Raw genomic sequence first — 14,792 nt, forward strand, 5'->3', positions numbered from 1 at the left:
GCTTGGTTTATTTGATAAAGACACCTACATATTTGCCTTCAAATTCCACCACGGTTGTTGCTATATTATTCTTTTCACAGAAATCCTGATATGCCGAATTGTCACCGATGTCATCGCTGATGAAAACGCCTCCAATTCTTAAATGTTTATACAATTCATTATAAGCCCAATACCGTCCATTATAGCTCTTATCCGAATCATAATGCACCACATCAAAAGTCGGTTGATCAGCGAAAATTTTTGGTAAGGACTCCTTATCTGCAAAACGGAACAATTTCCAGAATTTTTTAAGGTTTTCAGGAACCACATATCCTACATATTGATCTCCATCCTGTGCTAAATAGGGCATATCTGAACTGTATAAAGTTCCATTTCTTTTTTCAAGGGAAAACAAAGCCGCTAAAGACGACCATCCGTATGCAACTCCCGTTTCCACCACATTTTTGGCATTAGTGAATTCGCAGGCATAATAGATCAGCTCCAAAGCTCCTGCCCCACCCATTTTTATCGGACACTCTTTTTCCTTTTGTGCGGATGTTCTGAGAATTTCCTGATATTCAGACTGAAAAGGATTTATATCTAATCCAAAAAGCTGGGAAACTGCTTCTTTTTGGGAAATGGCATTAGAAGAAGCCCAGGAATTAGTTTTTTCTTTACCTTTAAAAGCATTGCCTCTGTTGATGGTGTTTTTTACAATTTTCCTTCCCAGTTCGGGATAAAGATCGGGCCTTTTAAGATAAGCCACTAATGTTTTGAGAACTCGTACTATTTCGCTCACTGTGTTAATTTTAAGCCACAAAAATAAAGATTTTTCCCTAACTTTTTAAGAATAATTATCTTTGCAGAAATTTGTACACAACAAATGATGACGTTTTCCATTTTAATTGCCAATTATAATAACGGCAGATTTTTCAAGCAGTGTTATGATTCCATCATAGCTCAAAATTATGATCATTGGGAAGTTGTAATTCTTGATGATGCTTCTACAGACAGTTCCTTAGAGATTATCAAAGAGATCATTGGAGAAGATTCCCGCTTCAAGATCTATCAAAATGAAGTCAACAGCGGAGTTGGGATTACCAAAAGTAAGTTGATAGAGCTTGCTACCGGAGAAATCTGTGGTTTTGTAGATCCGGATGATGCCATTACACCAAATGCTATACAATCAAGTATTGATATATTCCAAAAGGATAAAGAAGTAGTCCTCACCTATTCCAAATTCGTAAAATGCGATGAGCACCTGAATCCGGTTGAAGTCTCCACTGTTGCCATGCAGGTTTTGAATAATTCTCCGTATTTTTTCAATTGCCCCGTCCACATTGTTCATTTTGTCTGCTTCAGGAAAAATATTTATGAGCAGACCTCTAAAATGGACACTTCCATGCGCATTGCAGAAGATCAGGATCTGTACCTGAAAATGTATGAAAAAGGTAAAGTACAGTTCATAGATGAACCGAATTACCTGTACAGAATCCATTCCGGAGGAATTTCTCAGAACGATAACAGACCAAAATCGAGGGAGTATTTTGCCAAGGTGATCTTTAATGCCATGAAACGCAGGAATCTAAAAACCATCAACGGAAAACCTGTCCCGGAATCTTATCAAAATCCAAAGGAAATCTATGACTTGTTGGAATACCAAAATAGCATTACCTTTAGAATAAAGAAAAAAATCCTGATCTCTTTTCAAAAACTTTTCGGGTAATGGCAGAATCTAAAAAAATTAAAGTTCTTTTCAGGCATCGCTCTATGGAAATGGGCGGCGTGGAGAAGGTGATTTTAAGTATGCTGAATCATCTCAATAAAGATAAGTTTGAAATGACAGTCTGCTTAAACATGAATCAGGGTGAGCTTCGCGATGAGTTTCCGGAATATGTAAGGAAAGTTTTTCTTACAGACGGGAGAGAAGACTTTTCTAAAAATACAATTATCCAAAAGGTACAACTTGCCCAGAGAAGATTAAAGCTTCAAAATGCCCAGAAAAATCCAAAGATTGCTGATAAATTGCTGAATGAAAATTATGACGTGGAAATTGCTCCTACATATGCGGCATTTGACTCTGTTTTGAATTCTACCAATACAAAATCAAAGAAAATAGGCTGGTTCCATTCAGATATTACATTACCAAAACTTCAACCTCTGGTTCCGGGAATTTTAAAGCAAATTCCACAATTCGATTATTTTATTTTCGGATCACAACAGACTAAAGATATCCTGATTGAAACGTATCCGGATCTTCCTATACCGGAAAACCAGGTAATCTTAAATGCCATTCCGATAGAAGAATTGAAACAGAAAGCGTTAGCTTTTACCCCCGAATTCCCTAGGAAACCCATTTTTGCATCCGTGGCAAGGTTACACAGCAGGAAAGGATTTCATAAGCTGATGGAGGCTCATGCCCGTTTATTGAAAGACGGGTTTGACCATCATATCATCATCATCGGAGATGGAGAGGAAAAGGAAAATTTAAAAAAACAGGCAGAAATATTAGGGGTTACAGATAGTTTTGAACTCCTGGGGTCTTTAATGAATCCTTATCCGTATGTAAAAAATGCTGACTTTTTCATTCTTCCCTCCGAATCCGAAAGCTGGCCTCTCATCATTGCAGACTCATTGATTCTTCAAAAGCCAATTATTTCCACCAATGTAGGAGGGATTCCGGAAATGATTTCTCATGGAAAAACCGGCTATCTCATCAATTATGAAACGGATGAAATGTATGAAGCGATGAAGAAATTTTTAACTGATCCGGAATTAATCTCTGAAATAAAATATAATCTGACGGATATTGAAAAGCAATTTGATAATCAGAAAATATTTGATGCTGTTGAAAATATCATCACTAACTTAGTAAAAAATTAAGCCGAAATTTGTAATCTATGATGACTTTATTGTACAGAATCATTGTAAAACTGCATACTATTTCCCAAAATATTTATGACAGGGCCTATATTGAAGTATCCAAAAAACGTGGAATGAAAGCTGGGAATGATGTAATTTTTGTTGAAGCTCCCGATTTCGGCTCTGAGCCTTATTTAATAGAAATTGGAGATAGAACAAAAATTACAGCCGGTTGCCGTTTCATTACTCATGATGGAGCCATGTATGTTATCAGAAGCATGGAAAAATATGAAGATGCAAGAAATTTCGGCAGAATTAAAATTGGTGAAAATTGTTTTATAGGAAATAGCTGTACCCTTCTTCCCGGTTCGCAAATGGGGAATAATTGTATTTTAGGGGCGGGTTCTGTTCTTAATTCTTCCATGCCAGACAATTCAGTGTATGCAGGAGTTCCTGCCAAATTCATATGCACCATTGAACAATATGGAGATAAGGCGCTTGAAAATAACACTATTTACCCCAGAGAACTGGAACCTACGCGTTCCAAATTAGACGCTTACATCAAAGAACATCTCCCTCATATTTATAAACCTGTAAAAAAATAAATGGCTGAAAAAAAGAAAATACTGATCCGTATCGGCTCTCTGCGTCACGGAGGTGCTGAAAAAGTATTGGCAACTTTTCTGAAAAATATCCCTCAACATCAATACGAAATTGATTTACTTTTAAATTTACATTCCGGGAAATACCTCTCTGAAATTCCGGATTGGATCAATATTGTCTACCTTCATAAAGGAGAAATGATCACCACCAACCGCCCACAAGATATTCCAAGAAAGGCGGCGAGGGTAATTCATGAAAAAGTACTAAAGAAATTCCCGAATCTTCTCTATAAAGGCAAATTAAAAAACAAGCAATATGATATTGAGTTTGCCGCCATTCATGGGATGAGAGATGAAATCCTGGGTTCTCCCCTAAAGTCCTCCAAGAAAATCGTATGGATTCATAATGATCTTTCCGAAGTAAAAGGCTACACAAATCAGGAAATCCGCAAATTTTTCGGTTTTGACGCCATCATGGTGATTTCTGAAAAGATTGAACAGTTATTTCACAGTTTGGCCTGTAACGAAGATGAGAAGCAGAAAATCATCAGAATATATAATCCACTGGATACCGGAGAATTTTTAGCTAAAGCTGAGCAACCCGTGATCAATTATACGTTTGATCCTTCTGTACCTACTTTTGTTTCTGTTGGGACTGTATTTCCACAAAAAGGTTTCGACAGGCTTTTACAGGTTCATAAAAGATTATTGGACGAAGGCTTCAAACATAATGTTTTAATCATTGGTGACGGATATGATTTCGAAAATATCAAAAAATTAAAAACAGAACTTGGAGTAGATGAAACAGCGACAATGCTAGGATTTACAGACAATCCTTATCCTTACTTTAAAAATGCGGATTTTTATATTCTTAGTTCCAGATATGAAGGTTTCCCTACTGTTCTATTTGAAGCGATTACTTTGAAAAAGAAAATTATTTCCACTGAAGTTTCCGGAGCAAGAGAAATGCTTAACAACGGAGAGTTAGGACTCATTGTAGACAACTCAGAAGAAGGAATTTATCAGGGAATGAAACAAGCCCTTTCACATCCTGAAGCATTCACCGGATATGAAAATAGATTACAGGACTATGAAATGCCTTTTAATCTTGAAAACTCCGTGAATAAGATTACTTCAATCCTCAATAGTTTATAATATAAATAACAACTTATATTTTCTAAGCCTGACTCTGTGTTCAGGCTTATTTTCTTTACGAGAAGCTCATGAAGTGTTACACTTATTTACTCATCTTCTACACTTATTAAATCTGGCTTTGTTTTCACAGATCCATATCCCACATTTGTGAATAAATCATGCAATTTCTTTATCTCAAAACCTAAAAGGTTGGAATTAACCCTGAAAAGCAACCTTAAAAAGAAGTAAGGGACCACCAAAATCTAAAAAACTATGAAAAAAGTTGTCTTATCCTTAGTCACGATCGGGCTCATTCTTTCCTCGTGTAATAATGAGTCTGAAACACAACCCACAGAAGATCAGAAAACCAATCAGTCTACCATTATGAAAGCAAGCCTTTCAAGTATGTCTTCTGCAGATAAAATGGCTTATCTGGAATCTATCATGATGACTACTGCCAAATACATTGTATTTGAAGCCCAGAGAAATGCAGAAGCAAGAAACACCATCTATACGGAATTGGAAAAAAATATTGATGGAGATGATAATGCTTTAATTGATATTTTCTACAAGGATATTCCTGCTCTATACAATAATGTTGGTTTTAAGAATAGCCTTCTTCCATTTAATGATTTGGAAGGCAATAAATATTTCCCCCAAATTTTCATTTACAATTATAACAACTTAAAAGCTTCAGGCCAGATAGGCGCATCCAATCCCATTTTAGCTGTTTTTTATACCGGTGATGAAGTACCCACTGATGCAAAAGCTTATAAACTTAATGCATCCGGAAACTGGGAGTTTGTAAAAATGGTAGATGAACAGGCAGTTACCAATGAAGAAGTATGGGTATTCTCATTAAATGAAACTTTTGTTGACAACATAGATTTATCCATTCTTCCTAAAGATGCACCGCCAGTTGTTCTGAAAGGTCCAACAGGACCACCGCCACCACCGGACGATCGTTGCTACGACGGAATCCATTATTGGCCATATTTTGAGAATATGACCATACGAAAGCATAATGAGTCATTCCTTGCCGGGAAAAGTGATATCTGGACTAAAACCTATACCGGCTGGAACACTCCGAATGGTGTAAACCCATGCAACTCCTCTTTACCAAAAATCATGTGGACCAACAATGCTAATGGAGAAGTCTTTATCCGAAAGTTTATGCGATATATGATTCCTAATACATCCTTGTACGTGGTTTGTGGTTATGCCGGATCATGGGACCCGGGCCCCAATAATGTAGGAGGGTGGCAAGGTGATGCATTCAATTATGTGATTTTTGAAAAAGATTCCTGGCCGACCGGGGTAAGATTCACAGATATCAATAATAATGGATTTAATGCTTCTTACCAATACCGCTCTGCCGATAATTATTATGACAAAGGGATCATTTTACATTGGAGCAGTACCGGACCTCATATGAATGGCTATTCGAGAGATATCAGCGGACAAATTAAATTCAATTCAAGATTGTAACCGCTTCTACCATAAGGCTGCTGTTTTCACAGCAGCCTTTTTTATCTATTCTCATTTTAATTTCTCTGATTTAATTCTAAAGTTTTTTTTATAAATTGCCACTCTAAAACAGGCTCTAACTTTGTGATATGTCAGAAAAACACACCCTTATTCAGAAAGATTTTTATCGCGAGAGTGGAAAATGGCTTTCCCAATTTGAGATATGGGCTAAATGTGTTAATCCTAATCTCCATTTCATTTATATTCTGAGAAAAAATCAACAGTATAGAAAAAAATCTGTGCTTGGTGCATTCTGGAGACTCGTGCTGAGACATCATCAGATCAAATATGGCTTTCAGATTTATCCTGAAACCGAAATCGGAGAAGGCTTTTATTTAGGACATTGGGGAGCTTTAGTGATTAATCCTAAAGCTAAAATAGGGAAGAATTGCAATATTGCTCAGGGTGTAACGATTGGCCAGCAAAACCGTGGAAAATATGAAGGTTTTCCTACAATCGGCAATGAAGTATGGATTGGCACGAATGCAGTGGTAGTAGGAGGAATCACTATTGGAGACAATGTTTTGATCGCACCCAATGCTTACGTCAATGTTGATGTTCCTTCCGATTCCATTGTAGTGGGAAATCCAGCCAAAATTTATCCTAAAGAAAATGCTACAGAGGGATATATCAATAATAAAATCTAAGCCTTACCTTAAAATTTTTACTATTTAATAATATTTTAATTCCTCATTCTTTTTTTCTGATTTTTAGTTTGTAATTTTATCTTTTAATCAGGGCATCAAAATTATTTTACCAGTCTATTGTCAAAGTCGATATGATTTTACGCATATAGTCATATTAAACTTTGTTAAAAGTAGTTGGTTTTTCAACAAAAATTATATTTTTGCATGATTATTGATTTAGTCTATTGAAATTGAAAATAATTTTAACGAAATAAATAATTGCAACATTAAAAGATTTACATTATGTCACAATCGTACGAAGTTATTTTCGAGAACAATAAAAGATGGGTAGAATCTAAGATAGCACAAGACCCTAATTTCTTTCATGAACTTGCTAAAACTCAGCATCCGGATTATTTATACATTGGATGTTCAGACAGCAGAGCCACTGCGGAAGAACTGATGGGTGCTAAACCGGGAGAAGTATTTGTTTACAGAAACATTGCTAATGTTGTCAATACTTTGGACATGAGTTCAACAGCTGTTATTCAATATGCTGTAGAACACTTGAAGGTAAAGCACATTATTGTTTGCGGACATTACAACTGCGGGGGTGTAAAAGCAGCGATGACGCCTCAGGATTTGGGATTATTGAATCCATGGCTGAGAACGATTCGTGATGTATACAGATTGCATCAGGCTGAATTAGACGCTATCAAAGACGAAGGTCAGCGTTATGACAGACTTGTGGAGCTTAATGTTCAGGAGCAGTGCATCAACGTAATTAAAATGGCTTGTGTACAGGAAAGATATATTTTAGAAGAATTTCCTATTGTTCACGGCTGGGTGTTCGACCTAAGAACCGGAAAGATTATTGATCTGGAGATTGATTTCGAGAAATTATTGAAAGATATCCAGAAAATCTATAACCTTACCGAATCTGATTGGGTGATGAGCAGAAAGAAGTAATCTTCTTAAACAATTTTGGAATGAAATTTTGGAGTATTATTACATTACTGATTTTTTTCAACTTTACGGCGCTACCGAGTATTGCTGCGGTTGCTGGTTGGGATTTGCTTCAGACTAATGTGATAGTGAACGAAGAAGAACCCCATTCCCACCCTACCTCTTTTACAGTGTACGAAAAGACACTTCCCAAAACTTTGGATGTCTATGATTATCTGAAGTTTTTTGAACCTGATCTGGAAGGCAAGTCTTTTATGCTGATTGATGATTCTTTTCATCTGTCACCATTACTCACCATATTTTCTCCGCCTCCGGAAGCTTAATTTTATCATTCTTTATTTACAACATTCATATCAGAACTGATATTGGATGCATGTGTTTTAAAATTAAATTTCCAATCTTTTTATAATTGATGGTAAAGGCTATTTATCAATCACTTATAACCATAGTATTTTTCAAAACAATCATGAAAAAAACATCATTAATAGGAGGAATTAAAGAAAATTTCCCTTCAGGACTCGTTGTATTTTTAGTGGCACTTCCTTTATGTTTAGGAATTGCTATAGCATCGGGAGCTCCGCCATTGTCCGGAATCATTGCGGGTATTGTAGGCGGTTTGGTAGTAGGAACTATCAGTAATTCAAACATTTCAGTTTCAGGGCCAGCCGCAGGATTAACGGCTATTGTACTTACTGCTATTACAGATTTGGGAGCCTTTGAAATATTCCTTTGTGCCGGAATCATTGCGGGAATTATCCAATTGGCTTTAGGATTTATAAGAGCCGGAAGTATCTCCAATTATTTCCCCAATAATGTTATTGAGGGAATGCTTGCCGGGATCGGTATTATTATCATTCTAAAGCAGATTCCCCATGCACTTGGGTTTGACAAAGACTATGAGGGCCACGAATCCATATTCGATAAAGGATTAAATTTCAACTATTTTACGGAACTATTTGGAGCAATTCATCCAGGTGCTGTTTTAGTGACTTTGGTTTCAGTTGCAATTCTTTTAGCCTGGGATAAGCTTCCTGCTCTGAAAAGAATGAAAATGCTTCCAGGAGCATTGGTTGCAGTAGTGACAGGAATTATTTTGAATGAAGTATTTAAAATGACAGGAAGCAGTTTAGCCATTGGGTCTGAACACCTTGTCCCACTACCCGTGTCAAAGTCTATAGATGATCTGAAAAATCTTATTACCTTACCGGACTTCTCTGGTTTTACTAATTATAAAGTATGGATAACAGGTGCAACGATTGCTATTGTAGCCTCCGTTGAAACTTTATTGTGCATCGAAGCTTCAGACAGGTTAGATAAACAGAGAAGAATCACAGATACCAATCTTGAGCTTAAAGCCCAGGGAATCGGAAACATGATAAGCGCATTTATTGGAGGACTGCCGATGACATCAGTGGTAGTACGAAGCTCTGCCAATGCAAATGCAGGGGCAACCTCTAAAATTTCTACTGTCATCCACGGTTTTCTTTTATTAATCTGTGTATTATCTATTCCGGTAATCTTAAACTTAATCCCTCTTGCTACTCTTGCAGCGGTATTAATTTTAGTAGGGTACAAATTGGCAAAACCGGCTACATTCAAACACTTCTGGCATTTGGGTAAATTCCAGTTCATCCCTTTCATTGCTACAGTAGTAGCAGTAGTCTCTACAGATTTACTGAAAGGAGTGGGAATTGGTCTGGCTATTTCCGTTTTCTATATCCTTCAGGGAAATATGAAACGTGCTTATTATCTGAGCAGGGAAAACCTGGATGACGCAGATGAGATCAATATTAAACTTGCAGAAGAGGTTTCTTTTCTGAATAAGGCGGCCATCAAAAAAACACTTAAAAATATAAAGCCTAACTCTAAAGTAACCATTGATGCAAGAGGAACTTCCTATATTGCTACTGATGTGCTGGAAATGATCCAGGATTTCGCCAATATACGGGCAAAAGAAGAAGATATTGATGTAGAACTATTAGGTTTCAAAACTTCATACAGAGACTATGAGCAGGATGAAGATTCTCACATCTTGGTTACTCACAGAAGAGCTATGTAAAACTATTATTAAAATATTTAAAAATTACTCAAAAAATAAACGAATATATGAAAGCACATACACACGAAACTCAGTTAACTATTACTCCTGAAAAAGCATTAAACTTTTTAAAGGAGGGAAATCAAAGATTTGTCAATAATCTAAAGGCGAACAGAGACCTTTTGGAGCAGGTAAATGCTACCCGTGAAGGACAATGGCCGTTCGCTGTTATTTTGAGCTGTATAGACAGCCGTACGTCTGCGGAACTTATCTTTGATCAGGGACTGGGAGATATTTTCAGCATCAGAATTGCAGGAAACTTTGTCAATCAGGATATTTTAGGTTCTATGGAATTCGGATGTAACGTTGCAGGTTCCAAGCTTGTGGTAGTTTTAGGGCATACTAAATGTGGTGCTTTAAAAGGTGGACTTGATGCAGCACAGATCGAAGGATTAGGAATGGATAACCTTAACCATCTTGTGAGTCATTTTGATACAACCATCAAAGAAATTATTGAAGAAGGCGAAGAGCGCTCTTCAAAGAACAGCTCTCTTTTAGAAAGACTGAATCAACAAAATGTAAAAAATGCCATTGAAGATATCCGCAAGCAAAGCTCAACGCTTAAAAAGCTTGAAGAAGAAGGCAAGATAAAGATAGTTGGAGCCAATTATGATGTTGAAACAGGCGTGGTAACCTGGTTGTAAAAGATCATCATTGCATAGATTGGAAATTTAATTTTAAATACAAGAAGACCACCGAAATCGGTGGTCTTCTTATAATGGTATCAGTTACATCATTCATCCGATGAAATTCCTGCGGATGATGATAAAGCATCTTTTTTTCAATTATTTGCCGTTAAATGCAGACATCGTATTCTGAATCCCTGCAAACACAAAAGAAAGGCATGCCTTAGAAAACTTTTCAATTCTTTCCTGAAGTTTTTCTTTTTCTTCTTCATTCCAGGTTCCCAATACATAGTCTACCTGTCTTCCTTCGGAAAAATCTGCCGAAATCCCAAAACGCAGTCTTGCATAATTCTGAGTCTGTAATACTTCCTGGATATTTTTAAGTCCATTATGCCCCGCATCAGAGCCTTTCATTTTCATTCTCAATGTTCCAAAAGGAAGAGCCAGGTCATCTGTAACGATCATTACATTTTCCAATGGAATATTTTCTTTCTGCATCCAATACTTCACAGCATTTCCGGACAGGTTCATATAGGTATCAGGTTTCAAAACCAATACTTTCCTGCCTTTATATTTCCCTTCTGCCATCCAACCAAAATTAGTAGACTGGAAAGGAACTTCTAGTGTTTCCGCTATTTTTTCAGCTACTTTAAATCCTATATTGTGACGTGTATTTTCGTACTCTGCTCCTTTGTTTCCCAGGCCGACAATTAAATATTTCATGTAGAAATTTTTTGCAAAATTAAGGCATAAAAAATAAAAAACTCAATCCTGTGAAGAATTGAGTTTACTATTATTAAAAATTATTTTTTATAATGGCTTATAGAAATAATATACTCCAAATCCTCTTGTCATATACGTTTGAGGATCGTAGTTAAAGTTTGTACTATAAATAACAGGAGTTGGAATTGGAACCATTAAATCTGTTATGGTAAATCTCTTCGGGTTATTCGGAGATAAGATCAAACTTCTCATATCATTTTCTTCTGTGGACAGCAATACTGAAATCTTATATGCCGATGGAAGCAAAGAATATGGGCTGATTCTGTTATCATAATTAAAGTACTCGTAAGAATATTTCTTAGTAACTGTTGTAGTGATCACACCATTATTCATTGGTCCGTATTCTCTTACCACCTTAGAAACGTTGTCTCCTAAATAAGTATAAGCTGTTTTAGAATAATCTGTGTAAACGAATGGTGTAGCCGGAGCTTCAGGACCATTGATCATCACAATAGATTCCAACTTGTTTGTAGTAGCATTATATCCCAGAGTATATAAAGATTTTGTTTTTCTGAAAAGTACTTGTGGGCCTAATGTTGCAGGCGGAACAGCAGGATCTCTTCTGTATATCCAACGATTTTCAGAAATAGAAGTTAATCTTCCGTTGTTTCCATAGGTGAACAATTGAGAGTATGAGATACTGTCTGTATCTAGGGTTCCATCATGATCTGAATCAAGGAAACCATTAAAATTGATTTTACTTACTTTGTCACCACTGTACATTACATCTGTAATCGAAGCACTGTCTGTAATTACTTTAGTCAAAAGAAGTCCGCTGTAATGATATTCAGCAATAGTATCCGCATCTGTAACTTCTCTATATAATGCTCTGGCGCCAATCAGGCCGCCATTACCATTCAGATCGATAAGTGGATTGCCGTCTTCATCTACCATATCTTTGCATGAATGGATAGAGGAAAACCCTGCTAATAATAAAATAAAGTAGAAAAGTTGTTTCATTTCCAGGTGATTGTTTATTTTTCCACAAATATAATTTTTTTTTGAATAAAAAGCATATTTTTATTTATATTCTCGAAAAACTAATAATTTTTTTTGAATGGTTTCTGCTTTCATACATCTGCTGATTGGCTCCTCAAAGAACATTGACAATCATACATATACATACTGAAAAATTAATATGGCTGCAATACAGAGGTTGTTAAAACGGACTGTGCCATTTCCGCATTCAGATAAGCCGTATTAACTACGGTTCCTATTCCTAAAGTTCCTGAATTCAGATTTCTTTTGGTACAAGCCACTTTTACTGAATAATTAAGCTTGGGAATGAGATTCGTAAGGGTAGCGTTCAGATTAAAAATCTTATTGGTACCATCTGTTCCTAATAATACATCTGTCCTTACAGCTCTTAGCTTATCATCTACAAAAATACCGCATGCAAAACCGGCAGATGAAGCTCCGTTTCCATTCTTTTGCGCAGTCGTTTGAAAGGTAAAAACCACTTTATTGGTATTGTTGGTAATGGAAAATGTATCCACTGTTCCGGGAAGAACCACCCATTCACTACTGATCGCTGCATTCTCATTATAAGGAGAAGTAGAACCATTGGCTCCACTAAAAGCAGCCCCTGTCTGATCCGAAACCGTATTGATAGAATACAAAGACATACTTCCCTGCCCGTCTGCAATTTTTATATTTTTCCAGTCATTGACAGCAAGCTCTGTATTATTATGAAAAATAGTTCCTGCAGCTCCCGGAGAACCTTTTATGATATTGGTCCCCCCAGTTCTTATTTCTTTTCTTACATTCAAATCGGTATTGATGTCCAATGTATTCACCGGAGTTGTAGTTTTAATTCCCACCTGCGAACTATACAGCACAGCAGAAAATAATGGTAGTATATAGAATATTTTTTTCATCAGTTTAATTGATAATTGAGTTAAACACTTGAGGAACCTCGTAAACATCTACTTTAAGGGAAGATTGCGAAATAAAGTCATTAATGTTACTCGCCGCATTAATTCCTATCGCTAAAGTAATCCCAGCCGTTGTATTATAAGACTTAAGTCTTGAACAAGCTACGCTTACCGTGTGTGATCCTTTGGATAAATCCTGAACCATCCCGATCTGGTTATGAGTAATAAAGGTATTGGACGCACTGCTCGCTTTTAAATTTCTCTGTCTTACATTCACCAGCTTATCATCTACAAAAATTCCGCAGGCATAATCTATGGAAGTATCTGTGCTTCCGTTGGCCGGAAAATTAGCCTGAACTACCGTTTCAAATTGAAAATAGGTTTTGCTTTCCGTACTGTACACATTGATTTGTTGTGATAATCCGGTTATTTTTTTGAAGCCTGCAAAGCTGCCATAAGCATTATTTTTCGTAAAGGTTGCAGATCTGGAGGCAATAGTAGATTCTTCGGAGCTGCTGAATGTAACGCCTGTCCTGTCAGAAAAAGAATTATTATAAATCAGGTAAAATTTATTCGGTTCATATTCAGGAATTCTTAATGTTTTCCATATTGGAGGATAACCTTCTCCCTGGGAGACCAGCACCTGATCATGTGTTCCTTCGGAAAGGCTATTATCTGTAGCATTCAAAACTACCAATTTCCCTCGGAGATTATAATCTCCATTGACGTCTAATCCGGCTTTAGGTTGGGTTGTATTGATGCCCATCTGAGCATAGAAAGGAAGCCCTGCTGAAATCAGCAGAGTAAGAAATAATTTTTTCATTTTTTATTATTTAGTTTTTATAAGTCACGTATTCTATAACGTCTATCTTGATCATAGACTCTAAAGAAAATGCATTGGAAACAGTATTTGCATCCGAGACATTACGCCCGATAGCAAACTCAGTATTGGGACTCGATGTATCTATTTTTCTACAAGCCACTTCAACTTTCTGGTTTCCTATAGGAACATTCTGTTCCGTATAATTAAGCGTAAAAATGTAATCCTGGATTCCAGCTTTTTCAGAATTGTTATTGGAAGAAATTTTATCGGGACGTACTGCTACAAGCTGCCCGTTTCTGAAAACACCACACGTAAAACTGATGTTTTGGGAAGTCGTGGCAGAAGGCGCCTTCATCTCCACACCAGTCTGGAACTGATAGGTAAGACGATTTTTGCCATTCTTGATGATGAAGTTGTTTTCCAAACCGGCAATTTTATTCCAAGCCCCTTTGCTGGTGTCTGTAATATTGTCCCCGACATTGTTTTTGTATACATTGTCACCGGAAATTCCGTTGGAAAGCGTTGTAATCCCTGTTTGATCCGAGGAAAGATAAGAATTAATCAGTTTATACTGTCCTTCCTCCATAAAGGAAACATTCAGTGATTTCCATTCAGGAGAAAGGCCTTCTCCCTGAGAAACCAAAACCTGACCGTTAAGTCCGGCATTTCCAGCCTGGACAGAGGTACCTCCTACTCTAAGCTCTTTTCTTAAGGTGGTTTTTCCATTGACATCAAGAGTTGCATTTGGTGCATTGGTGCCAATTCCCACCTGACCGTGAGCATAGGCTGAAAACAGCCCAATCACGAAATAATATACTGTGTTTTTCATAATAAGGCCACAAAGTTAAATATTTTTTCAACTAAAAAACCTTATTTATCTTAAATAATTTAT

16 protein-coding genes are annotated in these 14,792 nt (G+C 36.7%); 10 read left to right on the forward strand and 6 right to left on the reverse strand.

Annotation, left to right across the window (positions count from 1 at the left end):
- Nucleotides 1–7 precede the first annotated feature (7 nt).
- Complete coding sequence (locus EGI05_RS14790) at nt 8–778, reverse strand: class I SAM-dependent methyltransferase (RefSeq protein WP_123263806.1); 771 nt, start codon at nt 776–778, stop codon at nt 8–10.
- Nucleotides 779–862: 84 nt separating this feature from the next.
- On the opposite strand from EGI05_RS14790, the gene EGI05_RS14795 reads away from it, so the two are divergent.
- The 10 genes from EGI05_RS14795 to EGI05_RS14840 all read left to right on the forward strand — a co-directional run bounded on the left by EGI05_RS14795 (nt 863) and on the right by EGI05_RS14840 (nt 10,438).
- Entirely contained in the window at nt 863–1,705 is an 843-nt protein-coding gene (locus tag EGI05_RS14795; protein ID WP_228428622.1) for a glycosyltransferase family 2 protein, read from the forward strand.
- On the forward strand, nt 1,705–2,862 hold the full coding sequence (locus tag EGI05_RS14800; protein WP_123263808.1) for a glycosyltransferase: 1,158 nt from the start codon (nt 1,705–1,707) through the stop codon (nt 2,860–2,862). The genes EGI05_RS14795 and EGI05_RS14800 overlap by 1 nt, the downstream gene beginning before the upstream one ends.
- A 17-nt stretch (nt 2,863–2,879) precedes the next feature.
- Nucleotides 2,880–3,446 (forward strand): acyltransferase, encoded by a 567-nt coding sequence (locus tag EGI05_RS14805; RefSeq protein ID WP_228428623.1) that lies wholly within the window; start codon nt 2,880–2,882, stop codon nt 3,444–3,446.
- Nucleotides 3,447–4,598, forward strand: a complete 1,152-nt coding sequence (locus tag EGI05_RS14810) for a glycosyltransferase (RefSeq protein WP_123263809.1) — start codon at nt 3,447–3,449, stop codon at nt 4,596–4,598. It begins immediately after the preceding gene.
- A 252-nt stretch (nt 4,599–4,850) separates the two neighbouring features.
- Nucleotides 4,851–6,065 (forward strand): hypothetical protein, encoded by a 1,215-nt coding sequence (locus EGI05_RS14815; protein WP_123263810.1) that lies wholly within the window; start codon nt 4,851–4,853, stop codon nt 6,063–6,065.
- 128 nt (nt 6,066–6,193) lie between these two features.
- The gene (locus tag EGI05_RS14820) at nt 6,194–6,751 is read left to right on the forward strand and encodes a serine acetyltransferase (protein WP_123263811.1); all 558 of its coding nucleotides are present in this window, start codon (nt 6,194–6,196) and stop codon (nt 6,749–6,751) included.
- Nucleotides 6,752–7,033: 282 nt separating this feature from the next.
- Nucleotides 7,034–7,699, forward strand: a complete 666-nt coding sequence (locus tag EGI05_RS14825; RefSeq protein WP_123263812.1) for a carbonic anhydrase — start codon at nt 7,034–7,036, stop codon at nt 7,697–7,699.
- A 20-nt stretch (nt 7,700–7,719) separates the two neighbouring features.
- Nucleotides 7,720–8,019, forward strand: a complete 300-nt coding sequence (locus tag EGI05_RS14830) for a hypothetical protein (protein WP_123264378.1) — start codon at nt 7,720–7,722, stop codon at nt 8,017–8,019.
- Between the two features lie 143 nt (nt 8,020–8,162).
- Entirely contained in the window at nt 8,163–9,755 is a 1,593-nt protein-coding gene (locus EGI05_RS14835; RefSeq protein WP_123264379.1) for a SulP family inorganic anion transporter, read from the forward strand.
- 47 nt (nt 9,756–9,802) lie between these two features.
- Nucleotides 9,803–10,438: a carbonic anhydrase gene (locus EGI05_RS14840; RefSeq protein WP_123263813.1), complete on the forward strand. Its 636-nt coding sequence runs from the start codon at nt 9,803–9,805 to the stop codon at nt 10,436–10,438.
- A gap of 141 nt (nt 10,439–10,579) precedes the next feature.
- Here EGI05_RS14840 and pth read toward each other — a convergent pair whose 3' ends face one another.
- The 5 genes from pth to EGI05_RS14865 all read right to left on the reverse strand — a co-directional run bounded on the left by pth (nt 10,580) and on the right by EGI05_RS14865 (nt 14,729).
- On the reverse strand, nt 10,580–11,143 hold the full coding sequence (gene pth, locus EGI05_RS14845; RefSeq protein WP_123263814.1) for an aminoacyl-tRNA hydrolase: 564 nt from the start codon (nt 11,141–11,143) through the stop codon (nt 10,580–10,582).
- Nucleotides 11,144–11,230: 87 nt separating this feature from the next.
- On the reverse strand, nt 11,231–12,163 hold the full coding sequence (locus tag EGI05_RS14850) for a hypothetical protein (RefSeq protein ID WP_123263815.1): 933 nt from the start codon (nt 12,161–12,163) through the stop codon (nt 11,231–11,233).
- Nucleotides 12,164–12,336: 173 nt separating this feature from the next.
- A complete protein-coding gene (locus EGI05_RS14855; protein WP_123263816.1) occupies nt 12,337–13,080 on the reverse strand; it encodes a hypothetical protein in 744 nt (247 codons plus the stop codon).
- 4 nt (nt 13,081–13,084) lie between these two features.
- A complete protein-coding gene (locus tag EGI05_RS14860; protein ID WP_123263817.1) occupies nt 13,085–13,900 on the reverse strand; it encodes a hypothetical protein in 816 nt (271 codons plus the stop codon).
- Nucleotides 13,901–13,910: 10 nt separating this feature from the next.
- Entirely contained in the window at nt 13,911–14,729 is an 819-nt protein-coding gene (locus EGI05_RS14865) for a hypothetical protein (protein WP_123263818.1), read from the reverse strand.
- Between the last annotated feature and the right edge of the window lie 63 nt (nt 14,730–14,792).

This window comes from Chryseobacterium daecheongense, from assembly GCF_003729955.1.
GTDB classification, from domain to species: Bacteria; Bacteroidota; Bacteroidia; order Flavobacteriales; family Weeksellaceae; genus Chryseobacterium; species Chryseobacterium daecheongense.